This is a genomic window from Streptomyces sp. NPDC060366, assembly GCF_042725135.1.
Classification (GTDB): domain Bacteria; phylum Actinomycetota; class Actinomycetes; order Streptomycetales; family Streptomycetaceae; genus Streptomyces.
This window is the reverse complement of the sequence record NZ_JBHXDC010000007.1, coordinates 1-19,674: the sequence shown is the minus strand read 5'-3', so window position 1 is coordinate 19,674 and position 19,674 is coordinate 1. Positions and strand designations below refer to the sequence as shown.

The window sequence follows — 19,674 nt, the reverse complement described above, 5'->3', positions numbered from 1 at the left end:
TCAGCGACGACAGGGGGAGGTTCCCGAGGTCCACGCGCCGGACCCCTGGGACGGGTGTGCGACGGGCCGACGGCGCCGTGGACGACTTGAGGGGATGGCGCGGATATGTCGTGGTCGATTTCCGGCCACCCATTCACAGGGGTCGGCGGCCGGTCCTGACCCGGTCCAAGATCACAGATTGATCACCTCACGGGGCCCGCGATCAGCGTACGTTCACCGTTTGATCACTTCGCGAACACGGAGTCGTCGGCGCTCAGTCGTCGCGCCGTCACCGCACGTCATCGGACCTGCGACGGCCGGGACTGTGTCACCCTTGGGCCACTCGTTCGGCTCATTCATGTTGCCGGGACACCTGCGCGGATCCCCGACGTGCGTCGTATCCTGCTCGGACATTCGCTGCCGAGTCCGGCCGGCAAACGGCACTACCCCCGCCCGTGTTCCCGGAAAAAGAGCTCGTCAACGACCCTTGACCCGCAGTAAGCGCCCCCTGGGGGGCGAACGTGGCCGTTCGACTGGAGATGCACGTGGCCGGGCGCATCGAGGATTACGCACTCATCGGAGACATGCAGACCGCCGCCCTGGTCTGCCGGGACGGCACAGTCGACTGGCTGTGCCTGCCCCGCTTCGATTCGCACGCCGTGTTCGCGGCGCTGCTGGGAACCGACGAACACGGTTTCTGGCGGCTCGGACCGGCCTCGCCGGCGGGAGCCGAGCCCCCGCGGGCCGACCGGCGCCGCTACGTCGGCGACTCCCTGATCCTGGAATCGGAGTGGGACACGCCGCGCGGCACGGTCAGAGTGACCGATTTCATGCCCCCGCGTGACGGCGCGCCGCAGCTGATCCGGATCGTGGAAGGGGTCAGCGGCCGGGTGCCGATGCGCTCCGCCCTGCGGATGCGTTTCAGCTACGGCCGGGTGGTGCCCTGGGTGCATCAGGTCGACAACCGCACCGTCGCCGTCGCCGGGCCGGACTCGATCTGGCTCGACACCGAGGCGGACACGTACGGCAAGAACCTGACGACGTACTCCGACTTCACCGTGGCGCCCGGCGACCGCGTCGCCTTCACCATCAGCTGGCAGCCCTCGCACCGGCAGCCGCCCGCGCTGCCGGACCCCGAGGGATCGCTCACGCTGACGTCGGACTTCTGGCGGGAGTGGGTCGAGCACTGTACGTACCACGGCCCCTACCGCGAGGCGGTCGTCCGCTCGCTGATCACCCTCAAGGCCCTGACGTACGCGCCGACCGGCGGCATCGTCGCCGCGCCGACGACGTCGCTGCCCGAGGACATCGGCGGCTCACGCAACTGGGACTACCGCTACACGTGGCTGCGCGACGCCGCCATCACCCTCTCCTCGCTGCTGCGCACCGGCTACCGCGAGGAGGCCCGCGCCTGGCGCGAATGGCTGCTGCGGGCCGTCGCCGGCGACCCCGAGAATCTTCAGATCATGTACGGGATCGCGGGCGAGCGTGAGCTCGGCGAGGCGGAGCTGGACTGGCTGCCGGGGTACGAGGGATCGGGCCCGGTCCGGGTCGGCAACGGCGCGGCGCACCAGCTCCAGCTCGACGTGTACGGCGAGGTCACCGAGGCCCTGCACCTGGCGCACATGACGGGTCTGGCGCGCAACGACTACGCCTCGCTGCTCCAGCTCAAGCTGATCGAGTATCTGGAACGCCACTGGGACCAGCCGGACGAGGGCATCTGGGAGGTGCGCGGTCCGCGCCGCCACTTCGTGCACTCGAAGGTGATGGCGTGGGTCGCGGTCGACCGGACGATCAAGCTGATCGAGTCGGGCGACGCGGACGGACCGCTGGAGCGCTGGCGCGAGATGCGCGACGACATCCACCACGACGTGTGTGAGAAGGGTTACGACAAGGAACGCAACACCTTCACACAGTCGTACGGCTCCAAGGAGCTGGACGCGTCGCTCCTGCTGATCCCGCAGATGGGCTTCCTGCCGCCGGACGACAAGCGCGTCATCGGCACCATCGAGGCGATCCAGCGCGAGCTGTCCACGGAGGACGGGTTCGTCCTGCGCTACCCGACGTCGGGCGAGGACGCCGGAGTGGACGGACTGGAGGGCGACGAAGGCGCGTTCCTGGCCTGCTCGTTCTGGCTGGCGGACGACCTCGCGATGATCGGCCGGGTCGACGAGGCCCGGAAGCTCTTCGAGAAGCTGCTGGCGCTCCGTAACGACCTGGGGCTGCTGGCCGAGGAGTGGGACCCGCGCCTCCAGCGGCAGGTCGGCAACTTCCCGCAGGCGTTCAGCCATGTGCCGCTGATCGACACGGCGCTGCGCCTGACGGCCTCCGGGGCGTACGGCGGCTGAGGGCCCGGAGGGACACGGGCGCGGGGGCCGGGTAGCGTCCGGCCCCATGGACGAACAGGCCGGAATCACCGTGCGGCGGGCCCTGGACCTGCCGGGGCTCCGTGGCGGGCTCCCGGAGGTCGTCGCCGGGGCCGACCGGCTGCACCGCACCGTGCGCTGGGTGCACGCGGGTGAGGTGCCGAACATCGCTTCCCTCCTCAAGGGCGGCGAACTGCTGCTCACCACCGGCATCGGTCTCGGCACCCGCCCCGCCGAACAGCGCGCCTTCGTGCGCAGGCTCGCCGACCGCGGTATCGCGGCGCTGGTGGTGGAACTCGGGCCGCGGTTCGGGCGGCTGCCCGCCGCCGTCGTCGAGACGGCGCGGGCGACCGGGCTGCCGCTGGTGCAACTGCACCGCGAGGTGCCGTTCGTCTCCGTGACCGAGGAGATCCACACCGAGATCGTCAACGGGCACTACGCGCTGCTGCGCCAGGCCGAGGAGGTCCACCGGCGGTGCACGGACGCCCTGCTCAGCGGCGGCGGCGTCCCCCAGGTGCTGCGCATCCTCGCCGACTTCGCCGGCAATCCGGTCTTCCTGGAGACCGCCGACGGACAGCTCCTGTTCGCGGCGGCCGGCGCGTCGGGGCCACCGGCGGGCGCGGAACCGCTCCAGGTCTGGGAGGGGCTGCGCGCGCAGCGGGCGGACCGCGAGGCGGGGCCGCCGGCGGGCACGGTGCTGGTGGACGTACCCGGTGGCGGGCACGGGGCCGGTTCGGTACGCGCCCGGCTCGTACTGCCTCCGGTGGCGGCCCCGCTGCTTCCGGTGCACCGGATGGCGGCCGAGCGGGCGGCGGGCATCCTCGCGGTCGTGCTGATGCAGGCCCGCCAGGAGGACGAGCTGGCCGCGCGCGGCCGGGGCGACTTCCTCACCGATCTCGCCGAGGGCCGGATCGCGGCGGACGACGCGCCCGCGCAGGCCGCGGTGCTGGGCTTCGGACCGGGCGACGGGCCGCTGCTCCCGGTGGTGATGCGGCTGGGCCCCGAGCCGGCCCCGCCGGGCAACTGGGCGCCGCTGGCACGGGCCGTGCTGGAGGAGCTGTCGTCCGTGGGCGTGCCGGTACTCCTCGGCGTACGTCCCGTGGAGGGCCGGATCCCGCTGCTGCTCGGGCTGCGCTCGGAGTCCGAACGCGCGGCGGTGGCCGACCGGGTCGCGGCGGCGCTTCGGGCGGGCGTGGAACGGTCCGGACTCGAACGTCCCGGCGGCCCGCGGCCCGTGGTGGTCGTCGGGGTCCCGGGCGGCTGGGCGGCGGCGAGCGCGGGCCTGCGGCACGCGGCGGAGACCGCGGCGGCGGCACGGGGCCTGCCGGAGCGGCCGTGGCACGACGCCCGGCGGCTGGACATCGACCTGCTGCTGTGGCGGCTGCGGGACCACCCGGACCTGTCGGCGTTCGTGGACCGCGCGATCGGCCCGCTGCTCACCCACGACCGCACGTCGCGCGCCCCGCTGCTGCCGACGCTGACGACGTTCCTGGACCACGCGGGCCGCAAGGCGGAGACGGCGCGCGAACTGCATCTGAACAGGCAGACGCTCTACAACCGGCTGGCCCGTATCTCCGAGTTGCTGGGCACGGACCTGGACGACCCGCAGACGGTCCTGGCCCTGAGCCTGGCCCTGCGCGCGCGCCGCCACGTGCGCTGAGCGGACGGACGTCACCCTCAGCCCGTCCGGCGCTTGAGGACAACAACCAGCCCGTCCGGCGCTTGAGGACAGAACCCGGCCCGTCCGGCGCTTGAGGACAGAAGCCGGCCCGCGTCACCGCGATAACGGCTGCGTCAGTTCGTCGTAGACGCTCAGGACATGGGCGATCGTGTCGTCCTCCGTCGGCCACGTCGCCGCGCGCGCCCGCCCCGCCGACGCGAGTTCCGCCCGGCGGTCGGGGTCCTCCAACAGGCGGGTCACCGTGTCCGCGAGGGCGGTGGCGTCGCCGTACGGGATCAACTCCGCCGCGTCGCCCACCAGTTCGGGTACGGCGCCGACCGCCGTCGCGACCAGGGGAACCCCGAGCCGCAGCGCCTCCTGGGCCAGCAGGGACCGGGCCTCCCAGCGGCTCGGCAGGAGCGCGACGTCCGCGGCGGCGAGGAGTTCGCTCACGTCGTCGCGGCGGCCGACGAGGCTGACCGGCAGGTCCTCGCTGTCGATCCGCCCCTGGAGCGCGGCCCGTTCGCGGCCCTCGCCCGCGATGACCAGGAGCGGTACGGGGTCGAGAGCGCGCCATGTTCTCGCGGCGTCCAGCAGCGTGTCGTACCCACGGTCCGGCACGAGGCTGCCGACGGCCATCAGCAACGGCCGCCCCGTCGCCCCCAGTTCGGCGCGCGCCTTGCCGTGGTTGTCGTCCTCGGCCTCGTCGTCGAGCGCCGGGACCCGGCGCGGGGCCGGGACCGCGACCGGTGCGAGTCGCGCGTCGCGGGCGCCGCGCCTGCGGGCCCGGTCGACCAGCTCGGACGAGGCTCCGAGTACAACGGCCGCCGCCCTGACGGCCCTTCGCTCCAGCAGCCGCAGCAGATGCCCGCGCGGCCCGTCCGCGTACACGCGGGTGTGCCAGGTGACGACGAGCGGCACCCGCTGCCCGCCGAGGGCGACCGCCGAGCGTACGGCGGCGTGCAGCCCGTGCGCGTGCACCACGTCGGCGGTGGCGCAGGCGGCACGCAGCGCCCCGAGGGACACGGGGTCGCCGCGCCGGGCCACCGGCACATGGTCGGCGCCACAGCCACGGAAGTCGTAGATCCGCTCCAGCGAGTCCGGGGCGCACACACTGACCCGTACGCCCCGGGCGACGAGCCCCGCCGCCAGCGACCGGACGTGCGCGCTGCTGCCCGCACTGCCACCGCCGAGCACTTGGACCGTACGCAGCTGTGTCACGTGGCCAAGGCTCCTGTTCAGGTGGTGTGTGCTGCGCCAAGGATGCCAGCCGGTACGGACCTTCCGGCACCGAGGGTGCGTCGCGGGTGTGTCGATCGTGCGACTCCCCGCCCCAACATCACCCACTTGAGTGACCTCACGGCGTGCACCACGTACGGTACCGCCGCGGGAAGCTCCTTTGTGCGATGACCGGACCGGTCCAACGACGCCCGCCCGGTGGCCCGTTCGTGCTCGACGGCCGGACGGAGCCCGCGACCGCCGCCCGTCCGGCGGCCGGACCACCGGCTACGCGTCGGCGCGGGCCGTCGCCAGCAGTTCCTCGGCGTGGGCGCGGGCCGTCTCCGAGTCCTCCTGGCCCGCCAGCATCCGGGACAACTCCCGCACCCGGTCCTCCCCTTCGAGGACCGTGACACCGGACCGGGTCACCGAGCCGTCGTGTCTCTTCTCCACCAGCAGCTGCCGGTCGGCGAAGGCCGCGACCTGCGGCAGATGCGTCACGACCACCACCTGCGCGGACTTGGCGAGCTTCGCGAGCCGCCGGCCGACCTCGACCGCCGCCTTGCCGCCGACGCCCGCGTCCACCTCGTCGAAGAGATATGTCGGCACCGGATCGGACCCGGCGAAGACCACCTCGACCGCGAGCATCACGCGCGAGAGTTCACCGCCGGACGCGCCCTTGGCGATCGGCCGCGGCTGGGCGCCGGGATGCGGGGCCAGCAGCAGTTCGACCTCGTCCGCGCCGGACGAGCCGTACGCCACCGGACGGCCGTCCACCTCGACGCCGTCCGGGTCCTCGGTCTGGCTCACGGCGAACGAGACGCGCGCGTGCGGCATCGCGAGGGACGCGAGTTCGGCGGTGACGGCTTCCGCGAAGCGCGCCGCGGCCTCCGTACGGGCGTCGGTCAACGCCTGTGCCAGACCGGACAGTTCACCCAACAGGGTGGCGTGCTCGGCCGCCAGCTCGCCGATCCGGTCGTCGTCGCCTTCGAGTTCGGTCAGCCGCTCCACGTTCTCCTGGGCCCAGGCCAGCACACCGGTGATGTCCTCGCCGTACTTGCGTGTCAGCCCGGTGAGCGCGGCCCGCCGCTCCTCGACCGCCGCGAGCCGCAGCGGGTCGGAGTCCAGATTGTCGGCGTAACCCGCGAGTTCACCGGCCACGTCCGCCAGCAGGATCGCGATCTCGCCCATCCGGTCGGCGAGCGCGGCCAGGGCGGGGTCGTGGGACCGTACGGCCTCCAGGGCCCGTCCCGCGCCGCCGACGAGCGTCGTCGCGTCGCCGCCCTCCGCGGGGTCCTCGGGCCGGCCGACGAGCGCCGCGTGCGCGACGGAGGCCGCGGACGCCAGCGCCTCGGCGTGGCCGAGGCGTTCGGCCTCGGCGGCCAGTTCGGTGTCCTCGCCGGGAAGGGGTTCGACGGCGGCGATCTCGTTCAGGCCGAAGCGCAGCAGGTCCGCCTCCTGCGCGCGTTCGCGGGCGCGGGTGGTCAGCTCCGCCAGTTCGGCGGCGACGGTCCTCAACCGGCGGTAGGCGTCCGTGTACTTGGCGAGCGGCGCGGCGACCGCGTCCCCCGCGTACCGGTCGAGCGCCTGCCGCTGCCGCGCGGGCCGCAGCAGACCCTGCTGGTCGGTCTGGCCGTGTACGGCGACGAGGTCGTCCGCCAGCTCGGCCAGCACCCCCACCGGCACGGAACGCCCGCCGATATGGGCGCGCGAGCGCCCCTCGGCCGAGACGGTCCTGCTGACCAGCAGCGCGCCGTCGTCGAGCTCGGCGCCCGCCTCCGCGGCGCGCAGGGCCGCCGGGGCGTCGGCGGGCATGGTGAGCCGCCCCTCCACCACCGCGGCCTTGGCACCGATCCGCACCAGGGCGGCGTCGGCGCGACCGCCGAGCAGCAGCCCCAGGCTGGTGACGACCATGGTCTTGCCCGCGCCTGTCTCGCCCGTCACCGCGGTGAAGCCCGGTGACAGCTCGACCACCGCGTCGTCGATGACCCCGAGCGACCGTATCCGCATCTCCTCCAGCACGGACACGACCTTACGAGGTCCGGGACCCGATGTGCGACGGCCCCCCGCCCTCCGATTCCCTCGGGGGTACCCCGCGGGCGTATTCGGCCCGTCCGGCGATCGAGGACGAGTGCGGCCCCGAGCCGCGCGCCCCCGTCACCGCTCCCCCGGCCACTGCCCTAGTGCGGCGCTCCGCGCCACCCCGCCACCGGGAGGGCGAACTTCGCCACCAGCCGGTCGGTGAAGGACGCCTGGTGCAGGCGCGCGAGCCGTACGGGCACCGCACCGCGCCGGACCTCCACCCGCGCACCCGCCGGCAGCTCGACCGTTCGGCGGCCGTCGCACCAGAGGACCCCGTGCGGCGTGTGCGGCTGCACCTCCACCGCGAGCACCGACTTCGGCGACGTCACCAGCGGCTTCGCGAACAGCGCGTGCGCACTGATCGGCACCATCAGCAGCGCCTCCACCTCCGGCCACACCACGGGGCCGCCGGCCGAGAAGGCGTACGCCGTCGAACCGGTCGGTGTGGCGCACACGATGCCGTCGCAGCCGAATCCGGTCACCGGCCGCCCGTCGATCTCCAGGACGACCTCCAGCATCCGCTCGGGCGACACCTTCTGCACGGCCGCCTCGTTGAGCGCCCAGTCCCGGTGCACGACGGTGCCGTTGCTGTGTACGAGGACGTCGATGGTCATCCGTTCCTCGACCTCGTACGCGCGGGTCACCACCCGGTCGACGACCTTGTCCAGATCGTCGCGCTCCGCCTCGGCGAGGAAGCCGACCCGGCCCAGGTTGACGCCGAGCATCGGCACACCCGAGGCGCGGGCGAAGGCGGCGCCGCGCAGCAGCGTGCCGTCGCCGCCGAGCACGATCAGCAGCTCACAGCCGTTCAGCGCGCCGGACGTGGCCTCGGGGATGGTCTCGACGGCCGCCGGGAGCGGCAGATCGGCCGCCTCGGCGGCCAGCACCCGGACACCGAGACCGTTGCGCAGCAGCCCCTGCACCACCAGTTCGGCGCTGCGGATGGCGGCGGGTCTGCCGGTGTGGGCCAGCAGGAAGACGGTGCGGTGTTCCGCGCCGGCCTCCGGGGTCTGTTCTGCGTTCGTCGTCAACGGGGTCCCTCCGCCACAGCACGGTCGACATCGGCCGGGTCGACTTCGGGCGCCCCGGCGGTGAGCCACAGGAAGTATTCGACGTTCCCGGCGGGTCCGGGCAGCGGGCTCGCGGTCACGCCGCGTGTCCCGAGACCGAGTTCCGCCGCCTTGCGCGCCACCGCCCGTACGGCGTCGGCCCGCAGCTGCGGACTGCGCACGACTCCGCCGCTGCCGAGGCGTTCCTTGCCCACCTCGAACTGCGGCTTGACCATGAGCACCAGATCCGCGTCGGGCGCGGCGCACCGCGCCAGCGCGGGCAGCACCAGGCCGAGCGGAATGAACGACAGGTCACCCACGATCAGATCCACCGGCTTCCCCTCGATGATCTCCAGCGTCAACTCACGTACGTTCGTACGGTCCTTGACGGTGACGCGTTCATCGCTCTGCAGAGACCAGGCGAGTTGTCCGTAACCGACGTCCACGGCGACGACCTGCCGGGCACCGGACCGCAGCAGTACGTCGGTGAAGCCGCCGGTCGACGCGCCCGCGTCCAGCGCCCTGCGTCCCTCCACCCGCAGGCCCAGGGGTACGAAGGCGGCGAGGGCGCCGGCGAGTTTGTGGCCGCCGCGCGAGACGTAGCCGGGGTCGCCGCCGTCCTCCGCGACGACCACCGCGGCGCTGGTCTCGACCTGGGTGGCCGGTTTGGTCGCGGTGGCGCCGCCGACGGTGACCCGTCCCGCGGCGATCAGTTGGGTCGCGTGCTCGCGTGAGCGTGCGAGGTTGCGGCGGACCAGCTCGGCGTCGAGGCGGCGGCGTGCCACTCCTGCCACGTGTCGTTCAGCTCCTGAGGTCGTACGACGGCGAAGGCCCGGGCCGGGGGTCGGTCGGGCCGGGTCCGGGGCGTACGTCGAGCGCGGTGAGCGCGTCGCGCAGGCCCCGGTGCACATCCTCGTACACGTCGAGGTGGCCGTCCGCCGGAAGGTGGTCCGCGTCGCCCAGTCTGGCCAGTTTCTCGTCCACGCCGGGGTCGCCGGTGGGGACGCGTTCGATGCCGAGGGGCGCGGGGGCGGCGGGGTCGTGGGCCGGTGCTGGGGGCTCGGGGGGAGGGGAGGCGTGCTCCTGGTCGGCCGGGCCCGCCGTCTCGTCGCTCATGCCCCGACGCTACCTCGAAGCCCTGGGGTACCGTCGATCACGATGGCGACGAAGGAGGAGTGCCGCAGCGCACTCGACAAGCTCTCGGACAACATGGCGCGGGCGGACGACGGGATCCGCGGGGCGGCCGGTTTCGACCGTTCGCTGAGCTGCCACATAACGGACCTCGACACGACCTTCACCGGCCGCTTCGACGACGGCCGGATCGAGGTGCTGGACACCCACGAGGGCCCGCCGCGTGAGAAGGCGCAGATCAGACTCGCCATGACGGGCGACGATCTGGTGTCCATGGTCGACGGCGAACTCCACTTCGCCAAGGCGTGGGGCTCGGGACGGGTCAAGCTCGAAGCGGGGTTCCGCGATCTGCTGCGGCTTCGCTCGCTGCTCTGAACCGGCCCCCCGCGCACCGCCCGGACAGCGCGCCCGCGGCTCGGCGGGCGCGCGTACGGCTCACTCGGGCAGCCCCACGGGCACCGTGTGCCGCGCCCTGCGCCCCGCCGGGACGACGAGCGGGGTGCCGGTCTCCGGGTCGTCGATGACCTGGCAGCGCAGCCCGAAGACGCGCTCGACCAGCTCCGCCGTGACGACCTCGGCCGGCGGCCCCTCGGCGTAGATCTCGCCCTCGCGCATCGCGATGAGGTGCGTGGCGTAGCGGGCGGCGTGGTTGAGGTCGTGCAGGACGGCGACGAGCGTACGGCCCTGGGTCTCGTGCAGATCGGCGCAGAGGTCGAGGACATCGATCTGGTACTGGATGTCGAGGAACGTGGTGGGCTCGTCCAGGAGCAGCAGCGGTGTCTGCTGGGCGAGCGCCATGGCGATCCAGACCCGCTGGCGCTGCCCGCCGGACAATTCGTCGACATAGCGATCGGCCAGCTCGCCGATGCCGGTCGACGCCATCGACTCCTCGACAATCCGCTCGTCCTGCCGGGACCACTGGCGCAGCAGCGCCTGGTGCGGGTAGCGGCCCCGCGCGACGAGGTCGGCGACCGTGATGCCGTCGGGCGCGATGGAGGACTGCGGCAGCAGCCCCAGCGTCCGCGCGACCTTCTTGGCGGGCATGGAGTGGATCGCGGCGCCGTCGAGCAGGACACGGCCCTGGGACGGCTTGAGCATCCGTGACAGCGCCCGCAACAGGGTGGATTTCCCGCAGGCGTTGGGGCCGACGATCACCGTGAACGAGTGGTCGGGTATCTCGACGGAGAGATCTCGGGCGATGACCCGCTGGTCGTAGCCGAGGGTCACGGATTCCGCCGTGAGGCGCTGCATGGTCGTGCTCCTGGGGGTGGGGAGGGACGAGTCGTGGGCGGCGGCGGCCGGGGACGGGGCGGCCGTGCCGGTGTCCTGTACGGGGACGTCGGCGCTCATATGCGGCCCGCCTTGCGTTCGGTGACCAGCAGCCAGAGCAGATAGCAGCCGCCGAGCACTCCGGTCACCACACCGGCGGGCAGTTGACGGTCGCCGAACGCCGATGTCGCTGTCCAGTCGGCGACCAGCAGGAGCAGTGCTCCCATCGCCGCGGCCGGGCCGAGGTTGGGGCCGGGTGAACGGGTGAGCCGGCGCGCCAGTTGGGGCGCGCTGAGGGCGACGAAGGTGATCGGACCGGCCGCGGCGGTCGCCACGGAGACGAGCAGCACGGCGGCGCCCATCAGGACGAGCCGGGTGCGTTCGACCCGTACACCGAGCGCGTACGCCGCGTCGTCGCCCATCGCCAGCATGCGCAACGGCCGTCCGTACACGAGCACCAGCGGGATCAGCACGGCGCAGACGGCGAGCAGCGGCCAGACCTGCGCCCAGTCCCGGCCGTCGAGCGATCCCGTCATCCACAGCACGGCGCGCGTCGCGTCGATGAGGCTGGCCTTGGTGATCAGGTAGTGGTTGACGGCCGTGAGCATGGCGGCGACGCCGATGCCGATGAGGACCAGTCGGTAGCCGTGCACGCCCCGCTTCCAGGCGAGCAGATAGATCCCCGTACCCGTCAGCAGACCGCCGACGACGGCGCCGCCCGCGACGGCGGCCGAGCCTGCCTGGAAGACGACGATCGCACTCAGCGCGCCCACTGTCGCGCCCTGGCCGAAGCCGATGACGTCCGGACTGCCCAGCGGATTGCGGGAGATGGACTGGAAGACCGCACCGCCGACCCCGAGCGCCGCGCCGACGAGCAGGCCCACGAGGACCCTCGGCAGCCGTAGCTCCTGGACGATGAACTCCTGCGCCGTCGTGCCGTTTCCGAGCAGGGTCGCGACGACGTCGCCGGGCGCCATCGGGAAGTCGCCCCGGCCGATGAGGACGACGGACATCGCGCACACGGCGAGAAGGAGCAGCAGGACGACGAGGGCGGACCGGACGTCCATCCTGACGGAGAGGCCGCCGGGCGTACGGATCGCGCGCGCCGGCCGCGCCCGGCCGCCGTCCTTTCCGACAGCTGAGGTGGCGCTCGTGGTGGTCGGGTCTTCCCTCACAGCTGGGCCATCCTCTTGCGACGTACGAGCTGGATGAAGACGGGCCCGCCGATGATCGCGGTGACGATGCCGACCTGCACCTCCGCCGGCCGCGCGACGACGCGTCCGATCACATCGGCGCCCAGCAGCAGGACGGGCGAGAGCACGGCGGCGTACGGCAGGATCCACCGCATGTCCGGCCCGGTGATGGCCCGTACGAGATGCGGCACCATCAGCCCGACGAAGACGATCGGCCCACAGGCCGCGGTCGCCCCGCCGCACAGCAATGTCACGCAGAGCATGGCGAGGACGCGGGTCCGGGTCAGATTGGCGCCCAGCGATCTGGCGGTGTCGTCCCCCATCTCCAGGGCGTTCAGCGGTCTGGCGATCAGCAGCGCGAGAAGGATGCCGACGGCGATGAACGGCCACACCTTGCCGACTGTCGACATGTCGGCGGACGCGAGGGATCCCACGGTCCAGAAGCGCAGCCGGTCGAGGGCCGCCGAGTCCAGCAGCTGCACGGCGTTGACGTAGCCGAAGAGCGCCGCGGTGGCCGCGGTGCCGGCGAGGGCGAGCCGTACGGGGGTGGCGCTGCGGCTGCCGCCGAGCGCGTACACGAGTACGGAGACGATCGCCGCGCCGGCGAAGGCGAACCACACGTAGCCGCCGATGGAGGTGACGCCGAAGAAGCTGATGGCCGAGACCACCGCGGCGGCGGCGCCGGCGTTGACGCCCAGCAGTCCCGGTTCGGCGAGGGGGTTGCGGGTCAGCGCCTGCATCACCGCGCCGGCCAGCCCGAGCGCCGCACCGACGAGCAGCCCGAGCACCGTCCGGGGCAGCCGGACGTCGACGACGATCACGTCGTTGCCGGTACCGGAGTTGTGGAACAGGCCGTGCCATACGTCGCCGAGCGGTATCGACTTCGCGCCGACGGCGATACCGGCGGCGCAGACAAGCAGCAGGACGCCGACGGACACCAGCAGCCCGGCGGCGCGCAGCGTACGGCGCTTCCGGGTCACGGTGAGCGGTATCGGTTCCGCGCTCTGTTCGGATTCGGGGGGACTGTCGACCAACACTCGGTTAGGTTAGCCTACCCTCATACTTGATCCTCAAGAGGGAAGCCATGAGGGAAACACCGTAATGAACAGCCCCCTTCAGGTTCCGGCCCGCCTCCCCCTCACCCGGCGCCGACTACTGTCGGCCACCGGCGCCCTCGGGCTCGGCGCGCTGCTCACCGCCTGCGGCGCCGACGACGACAAGGCGAATGGCGGTTCGGCGGACTCCACCGGGGGTGCCGGCAAGGGCGGCCCCTGGAGCTTCGAGGACGATCGCGGCAAGACGGCGAGAACCGACGAACCGCCCCGGAAGATAGTCGCGTTCATCAGTACGGCCGCCGCCCTGCACGACTACGGCGTCGAGTGCACGGGAGTCTTCGGCCCGAGCGAGCCGATCGGCGGCAAGCCCAACCCGCAGGCGGGCGACCTCGACCTGACGAAGCTCACCAGTCTCGGCCAGGCGTGGGGCGAGTTCAACATCGAGAAGTACGCGGCGCTCCAGCCCGATCTGCTGATCAGCAACATGTTCCCGCCGCCGGACCTCTGGTACGTGCCCGCCGAGAGCGTGAAGAAGGTCGAGGCACTCGCGCCGAGCGTCGGCATCACCGGCGGCCGGGTGAGCCTGCGTCAACCCCTCACGCGCTACACCGAGTTGGCCCGGTCCCTCGGCGCGGATCTGACGGCGAGGAAAACCGTCGACGCCAAGGCCCGCTTCGACAGGGCCGAGAAGACACTGCGCGCGGCGGCCGAGGCGAAGAAGGCGGACGGCGGCCTCAAGGTCCTCGCCATGACCGGCGACGCCGAGCAGATGTACGTCGGCGTTCCCGACTCGTACTGCGACCTCAACTACTTCAAGGACCTCGGAGTCGAATTCGTCGAGGGCAAGAAGTCCGACGAGTTCGGCTTCTGGGAATTCCTCAGCTGGGAGAACGCCGACAAGTACCACGCCGACCTCATCATGGTCGACAACCGCTCGACCGCCCTCCCCGCCGCCGAACTCGCCAAGCGGCCCACCTGGAGCCGGCTGCCCGCCGTCGAGGCCGACCAGATCACGCCGTGGTCCATGGAGGAGCGCTACAGCTATGCCGGTTACGCGCCCGTGCTCGAACAGCTCGCGGCGGCCATCACCAAGTCGAGGAAGCTGGTCTGATGTCTGACGACCCGTTCCAGTTCTTCACCCTGCGCGTGCTGCGTACGACGCGCCCCACCCCCTCGTTCGTCCGCGTCACCCTCGGCGGCGAGGCCGTCGCACGCTTCGGGTCGGCCGGCCGGGACCAGCGCGTGAAGCTGTTCCTGCCGAGGCCGGGCCAGGACGCCCCCGTCCTGCCGGGCCCGGACGACGGGCACTGGTGGGCCGCGTGGCGCGCCCTGGACCCGGACGTACGCGGCGTCATGCGCACCTACACGGTGCGCGAACTGCGCCGCGAACAGCAGGAGTTGGACATCGACTTCGCCGTGCACGAACTTCTGCCGGGCTCCGGCGAGGGCCCGGCCACCCGGTGGGCGCTGAAGGCCGCCCCCGGCGACCGGATCGGAATCCTCGCCCCGATTCACGACGAGAACGCGGGGTACGACTTCCGGCCGCCGGACGGCACCGACTGGATCCTGCTGACCGGCGACGAATCCGCGCTCCCGGCGGTCGCCGGCATCCTGGAGTCCCTGCCGCCCGGCATTCCCGCCCGTGTCTGGATCGCTCTCCACCAGGCCGCCGACCGGTGCGAACTCCCCACCAAGGCCGACGCGCACGTCACCTGGCTCGTACGGGACGAGTCGGCGCCCGCCACCGAGGACGCGATACGCGCGGCCGACGACCTGCCGGACGGCACGCCGTACGCCTGGATCGCGGGCGAGTCGGCGACCGTCAAGGCGGTCCGCAGACACGTCGTCGGCGAACGCGGCTTCGACCGCCGAGCGGTGAAGTTCAGCGGCTACTGGCGGCGCGGCACCTCCGAGGACGACCTGCTGCGCACGGGCGAGGACGCGTAACGCGCCTGCCGGCGGATTCACGCGGGTCGGGCACCGGCGCCCTCGCGTGTTCCCGATCGCCGGACGTGCTCAGTGAGCCTGTTCGGCGATCGAGGACGGAGCGCGCGGCGCGTCCGGCGCCGGGCGCCCCAAAGCCCCGACGCGTCAAAGCCCCAGCTTCGCCAGCACCTTGCCCGGGTCCAGCGCGCAGGCCCCGTCCCCCGCGTGCGTCCAGGCCGCGGCGCACAGCGCCCGCAGTCCGTCCAGCGCCCCGCCGTCCCCTTCGAGGACCAAGGCGTCGTCCCGTACGGAAGCGGTCCAGCCCCCGCATCCGAACCCGCCGTCCCTGACGTCGACTTCGGGCTGCCCGGTCAGCAACCCCCGAAGATCCGCGTCCACATAGGTCGGCCGGTGCTTCGGCTCGGCGGCCAGCAGCTGGGCTCCGTCCGTCACCCCCGTCAGCACCAGCAGCGAGTCCACATCACCGTTGAACGCGCCCTCGATGTCGGTGTCCAGCCGGTCCCCCACGACGATCGGCCGCTTCGCCCCCGTACGCAGCACCGTCTCCCGGTGCATCGGCGGCAGCGGCTTGCCCGCGACCTGCGGATCGGCGCCGGTGGCGATCCGGACGACCTCCACTGCCGCCCCGTTGCCCGGCGCGATACCGCGCGCGCTCGGAATGGTCAGATCGGTGTTGGACGCGAACCACGGCACACCACGCGCGATCGCGTACCCGGCCTCGGCGAACCGCCCCCACGCCAGGTCCGGCCCCCCGTAGCCCTGCGCCACGGCCGCCGGGTCGTCGTCGGCCGACTCCACCGGCTCAAGTCCCCGCTCCCGCAACGCGACCCGCAGCCCCTCGCCGCCGATCACCAGCACCCGCGCACCGGCCGGGACCTGCTCGGCGATCAGCCGCGCCACCGCCTGCGCCGACGTGATCACCTCGGCGGGCTCGGCGGGCACCCCGAGCTCCGTCAGATGCGCGGCGACGGTGTCCGGCGTCCGCAGCGCGTTGTTGGTGACGTACGCGAGACGCATCCCGCCGTCCCGGGCCGAGACAAGCGAGTCGACGGCGTACTCGATGGCCTCGCCGCCCGCGTACACCACACCGTCGAGATCCAGCAGAGCCGTGTCGTACGCCTTGTCGAGCGCCGTCGCACTGCCGTCGGGCCTGGTCCTGCTCCGCTGACTCATCAGTCTTCCGCTCCCTCGTCCGCCCGTCGACCGGGCTCTCCTCCCCCGATCATCGCTCATGGCCCGGCCCGCATACGATGCGGAGATGAACACCACAGGGCCGGCTCCGAAGGGCCTCCGCCTGATCCCGTTCCGTGGACTGCGCTACGTCCCCGAGCGGGTCGGCAGCCTCGCCGCGGTGACCTCGCCGCCGTACGACGTCGTCGTACGGCCCGACGGACTGCACCACCTGGAGTCGGCCGACCCGCACAACATCGTCCGGCTGATCCTGCCCCAGGCCGCGACCGCCGCCGACCGGCACCGCCAGGCGGCGAGCACGCTCCGGCGCTGGCTCGCGGAGGGCGTCCTCGCGCCGGACCCCGAACCGGCGTTGTACGTCTACGAGCAGCGCCACGGCGACCTGCTCCAGCGCGGTGTCATCGGGGCCCTGGCCCTGTCCGCACCCGCCGAGGGTGTCGTCCTGCCGCACGAGGACGTGATGCCGGACATCGTCGAGGACCGCGCGGCCCTGATGCGGGCGACCGCCACCAATCTGGAGCCCCTGCTCCTCACTTACCGCGGAGAGGCCGGCTCGACGGACACGGCGACCGGTACGAGCGGCACGACCGCGGTCGTCGAACGCACCGCCCTGCGCGAGCCCCTGCTGTCGACCACGACTGAGGACGGCTTCAGCCACCGGCTCTGGTCGGTGACCGACCCCGCCGAACTGGCCGAGATCGAGAACGACCTCGCCGGCCGCCAGGCCCTCATCGCCGACGGCCACCACCGGTGGGCGACCTATCTGCGGCTGCGCGAGGAACACCCGCCGTCCGCCGCCGGACCGTGGGCCTACGGCCTGGTCCTGCTGGTCGACACCGCGCGCCACCCGCTCCAGGTCCGCGCGATCCACCGGCTGCTGCACGGGCTGCCGGTCGCGGAGGCGCTGGCCGCGCTGGAGGCGGCGCCGGGCTCCTTCCGGGTCCGCACGCTCGAAGGCACGCTGCCGGAGGCGATCGAGGCACTGTCCGATGCGGCGAATGCCGGCGCCGAAGCCGGTGAAGGTGCGGGTGAAGGTACTGGTGCCGGTGAAGGAGCCAACAACGCGTTCCTGCTGGCGGGCGACGGCCGCTTCCACCTGATCGACCGCCCCGATCCGGCGCTGCTCGCCCGTACGGTGCCGGCCGACCGCCCGGCGGAGTGGCGCACTCTCGACGCGACCGTGCTCCACTCCACGCTGCTCGACCACATATGGAAGATCCCGGACGCACCCGAGCACATCTCGTACATCCACGGCACGGAAGCCGTGGTCGAACAGGCGGAACGCCACGGCAGTACGGCGGTCCTGCTGCATCCGGTACGCGAGGAGGTCGTACGGGAGCTGGCGCGCCAAGCGGTCACGATGCCGCGCAAGTCGACGTCGTTCGGCCCCAAGCCGGCCACGGGCCTGGTGCTGCGGAGCCTCGCGGACGGCTGAGAAACGAGAAGAGGGCGGCGCCCCCGGTGGGGGTGCCGCCCTCTTTCGCTGTGCGGTCGCCGGATCAGGACTTGTCGTTCCCCGACTCCGACTCGGGCCCGTGCTCCGGCTCGTGCTCCGGCTCCTGCTCTCCGTCCGCGACGTCGTGGTCCTCGTCGTCGTCCTCGTCCACGTCCACGAACTGGACGCCGTCCAGAGCCGCGAGACGGTCCGACGCGTCCGTGGCACCGTCCTTGTCGGCCTCGAGGGCCTTGGCGAACCACTCGCGTGCCTCGTCCTCGCGCCCGGCCGACAGCAGCGCGTCGGCGTACGCGTAACGCAGACGAACGGTCCACGGCTGTACGGAGTTGGAGCCCAGCTCCGGCCCCTGCAAGGTCACGATGGCTGCGTCGATCTGCCCCATGTCCCGGCGCGCACCGGCGGCGACGAGCCGCATCTCGACCTGGCCCGCCTTGTCGAGCTTCAGCACCTCGGGCTCACCGGCCATGGTCATGGCCCGCTCGGGACGCCCGAGTCCACGCTCGCAGTCGGCCATCACGGGCCACAGGTCGACGTTGCCCGTCATCCGCCGCGCCGCCCTGAACTCGGCGAGCGCCTCGCCGTACTTCTGCGTCGCGTACGCGGCGAAGCCGGCCGCTTCCCGCACGGCGGCGACCCTGGAGGCGAGCCGAAGCGCCACGCGCGAGTAGGCGTAAGCCTGGTCGGGGTCCTCGTCGATGAGGTTGGCGACCATGACGAGGTTCTTGGCGACGTCGTCGGCAAGCGTCTTGGGCAGGCTCATCAGCTCCTGCCGCACGGCCTTGTCGATCTCGTCACCGGTGACGTCCTCCGGGATCGGCAGCCGCCTGATGGGCTCCCGGTCACGGTCGCGGTCGTCACGACGTCCGAACCCACCACGATCGTCACGGTCGTCGCGCCCGCGGAGCCCACCGCGCTCACGGTCGTCACGCCGGCCGTAACCGCCACCGCCGGTGGGCCTGCCGCCGCGATCGTCGTCACGACGAGGTCCGGACGGCCGGTCGTCACGACGAGGACCACTCGGCCGACTCGGCCGGTCGTCACGGCGCGGACCGCTGGGCCGCTCGTCACGCCCACGGAACCCGCCACCGCCGGTACCACCGCTGCTCGGACGCCCACCACCGGTGGGACGCCCGCCACTTGAAGGCCGACCACCACGGTCGTCGTCCCGATCACGACGCGGACCACTGGGCCGGTCGTCACGACGGAAGGACGGACGATCGTCACGCCTGTCATCACGCCTGTCATCACGACGGTCGTCACGCCTGTCATCACGGCGAGGTCCGCCGCCGGTGCTCGGACGCCCACCACTCCCAGGACGACCACCGCCGGTCGGACGCCCACCACGGTCATCGCTGCGGCGCGGACCGCTGGGCCGGTCGTCACGACGGGAGGAGGGCCGCTCGTCACGCCCACGGAACCCGCCACCGCCGGTACCACCGCTGCTCGGACGCCCACCACCGGTGGGACGCCCGCCACTTGAAGGCCGTCCGCCACTTGAGGGTCGACCACCACGGTCGTCGTCCCGATCACGACGCGGACCACTGGGCCGGTCGTCACGACGCGAAGAGGGCCGCTCGTCACGCCCACGGAACCCACCACCACCGCCACCGGTCGGCCTACCGCCACCGGTAGGACGACCGCCGCTCGCGGGTCGGCCCCCACTGGCGGGACGACCGCCACCGCGGTTGTCGTTCCGGGCTACGTAGTCACCGACGCCACCGCCCTTACCGGCGTTACCGGCGGGACGGCTACCACCGCGGTCGTCACGACCGCCACGGGAACCGCTCCGGTCACCACCACCGTCCCTACCACGTGATTCGCGCTCCGGACGGTCGTCGGGAGAGTTGGGGGACATCGGCACGGCTCCTGTCTTCGGGTACCACAGTCATTCTCACGCAGCCGGCGATCGGACGCGCTTCGTGCAAAGCAGAGAAAACAAAAAAGACCCCTGGTCCAGCGTGAACGCTGGACCAGGGGTCCATGAAAGATTGTTCGGCGGCGTCCTACTCTCCCACAGGGTCCCCCCTGCAGTACCATCGGCGCTGAAAGGCTTAGCTTCCGGGTTCGGAATGTAACCG

The 19,674-nt window shown here is 72.4% G+C and carries 17 protein-coding genes and 1 rRNA gene; 6 read left to right on the top strand and 12 right to left on the bottom strand.

Going from position 1 to position 19,674, the window contains the following annotated elements; translation table 11 throughout:
- Positions 1-524: 524 nt before the first annotated feature.
- Positions 525-2,327: a glycoside hydrolase family 15 protein gene (locus ACFWHU_RS18665; protein ID WP_385804013.1), complete on the top strand. Its 1,803-nt coding sequence runs from the start codon at positions 525-527 to the stop codon at positions 2,325-2,327.
- Between the two features lie 46 nt (positions 2,328-2,373).
- The gene (locus ACFWHU_RS18660; RefSeq protein WP_387225723.1) at positions 2,374-4,005 is read left to right on the top strand and encodes a PucR family transcriptional regulator; all 1,632 of its coding nucleotides are present in this window, start codon (positions 2,374-2,376) and stop codon (positions 4,003-4,005) included.
- A 114-nt stretch (positions 4,006-4,119) separates the two neighbouring features.
- Here the strand turns inward: ACFWHU_RS18660 and ACFWHU_RS18655 are convergent, their stop codons facing one another.
- From ACFWHU_RS18655 to ACFWHU_RS18635, 5 genes are all read right to left on the bottom strand, one after another.
- Positions 4,120-5,226 carry a glycosyltransferase family 4 protein gene (locus ACFWHU_RS18655; RefSeq protein ID WP_387225721.1) on the bottom strand — a complete coding sequence of 369 codons (1,107 nt, stop codon included), beginning with the start codon at positions 5,224-5,226 and terminating at the stop codon, positions 4,120-4,122.
- Between the two features lie 285 nt (positions 5,227-5,511).
- A complete protein-coding gene (recN, locus tag ACFWHU_RS18650) occupies positions 5,512-7,233 on the bottom strand; it encodes a DNA repair protein RecN (protein WP_387226107.1) in 1,722 nt (573 codons plus the stop codon).
- Between the two features lie 170 nt (positions 7,234-7,403).
- On the bottom strand, positions 7,404-8,336 hold the full coding sequence (locus ACFWHU_RS18645) for an NAD kinase (RefSeq protein WP_387225719.1): 933 nt from the start codon (positions 8,334-8,336) through the stop codon (positions 7,404-7,406).
- Positions 8,333-9,148 carry a TlyA family RNA methyltransferase gene (locus ACFWHU_RS18640; RefSeq protein ID WP_387225717.1) on the bottom strand — a complete coding sequence of 272 codons (816 nt, stop codon included), beginning with the start codon at positions 9,146-9,148 and terminating at the stop codon, positions 8,333-8,335. The genes ACFWHU_RS18645 and ACFWHU_RS18640 overlap by 4 nt, the downstream gene beginning before the upstream one ends.
- 7 nt (positions 9,149-9,155) lie before the next feature.
- On the bottom strand, positions 9,156-9,470 hold the full coding sequence (locus tag ACFWHU_RS18635) for a hypothetical protein (RefSeq protein WP_385803951.1): 315 nt from the start codon (positions 9,468-9,470) through the stop codon (positions 9,156-9,158).
- A gap of 42 nt (positions 9,471-9,512) precedes the next feature.
- On the opposite strand from ACFWHU_RS18635, the gene ACFWHU_RS18630 reads away from it, so the two are divergent.
- Positions 9,513-9,860, top strand: a complete 348-nt coding sequence (locus ACFWHU_RS18630; RefSeq protein WP_078078033.1) for an SCP2 sterol-binding domain-containing protein — start codon at positions 9,513-9,515, stop codon at positions 9,858-9,860.
- A 60-nt stretch (positions 9,861-9,920) separates the two neighbouring features.
- Here the strand turns inward: ACFWHU_RS18630 and ACFWHU_RS18625 are convergent, their stop codons facing one another.
- From ACFWHU_RS18625 to ACFWHU_RS18615, 3 genes are all read right to left on the bottom strand, one after another.
- The gene (locus ACFWHU_RS18625) at positions 9,921-10,736 is read right to left on the bottom strand and encodes an ABC transporter ATP-binding protein (RefSeq protein ID WP_385804007.1); all 816 of its coding nucleotides are present in this window, start codon (positions 10,734-10,736) and stop codon (positions 9,921-9,923) included.
- Positions 10,737-10,831: 95 nt separating this feature from the next.
- Positions 10,832-11,821, bottom strand: coding sequence for a FecCD family ABC transporter permease (locus ACFWHU_RS18620; protein ID WP_387226104.1), 990 nt, complete (start codon positions 11,819-11,821; stop codon positions 10,832-10,834).
- 104 nt (positions 11,822-11,925) lie between these two features.
- Positions 11,926-12,984, bottom strand: coding sequence for a FecCD family ABC transporter permease (locus ACFWHU_RS18615; RefSeq protein WP_387225715.1), 1,059 nt, complete (start codon positions 12,982-12,984; stop codon positions 11,926-11,928).
- Positions 12,985-13,048: 64 nt separating this feature from the next.
- On the opposite strand from ACFWHU_RS18615, the gene ACFWHU_RS18610 reads away from it, so the two are divergent.
- Entirely contained in the window at positions 13,049-14,113 is a 1,065-nt protein-coding gene (locus ACFWHU_RS18610; protein ID WP_387225713.1) for an ABC transporter substrate-binding protein, read from the top strand.
- Positions 14,113-14,949, top strand: coding sequence for a siderophore-interacting protein (locus tag ACFWHU_RS18605; RefSeq protein WP_385803940.1), 837 nt, complete (start codon positions 14,113-14,115; stop codon positions 14,947-14,949). Before ACFWHU_RS18610 ends, ACFWHU_RS18605 begins: the two co-directional genes overlap by 1 nt.
- A gap of 144 nt (positions 14,950-15,093) precedes the next feature.
- Here the strand turns inward: ACFWHU_RS18605 and ACFWHU_RS18600 are convergent, their stop codons facing one another.
- On the bottom strand, positions 15,094-16,122 hold the full coding sequence (locus ACFWHU_RS18600) for an HAD hydrolase-like protein (protein WP_387225711.1): 1,029 nt from the start codon (positions 16,120-16,122) through the stop codon (positions 15,094-15,096).
- A gap of 85 nt (positions 16,123-16,207) precedes the next feature.
- Here ACFWHU_RS18600 and ACFWHU_RS18595 point away from each other — a divergent pair, with 85 nt between their 5' ends.
- Positions 16,208-17,575: a DUF1015 family protein gene (locus tag ACFWHU_RS18595; protein ID WP_387225709.1), complete on the top strand. Its 1,368-nt coding sequence runs from the start codon at positions 16,208-16,210 to the stop codon at positions 17,573-17,575.
- Between the two features lie 64 nt (positions 17,576-17,639).
- On the opposite strand, the gene ACFWHU_RS18590 is transcribed toward ACFWHU_RS18595, so the two are convergent.
- The 3 genes from ACFWHU_RS18590 to rrf all read right to left on the bottom strand — a co-directional run.
- The gene (locus ACFWHU_RS18590) at positions 17,640-18,356 is read right to left on the bottom strand and encodes a hypothetical protein (RefSeq protein WP_387225707.1); all 717 of its coding nucleotides are present in this window, start codon (positions 18,354-18,356) and stop codon (positions 17,640-17,642) included.
- Entirely contained in the window at positions 18,356-19,276 is a 921-nt protein-coding gene (locus ACFWHU_RS18585) for a hypothetical protein (RefSeq protein ID WP_387225705.1), read from the bottom strand. The genes ACFWHU_RS18590 and ACFWHU_RS18585 overlap by 1 nt, the downstream gene beginning before the upstream one ends.
- Before the next feature lie 310 nt (positions 19,277-19,586).
- A 5S ribosomal RNA gene (gene rrf, locus ACFWHU_RS18580) occupies positions 19,587-19,674 on the bottom strand; the annotation flags it as partial.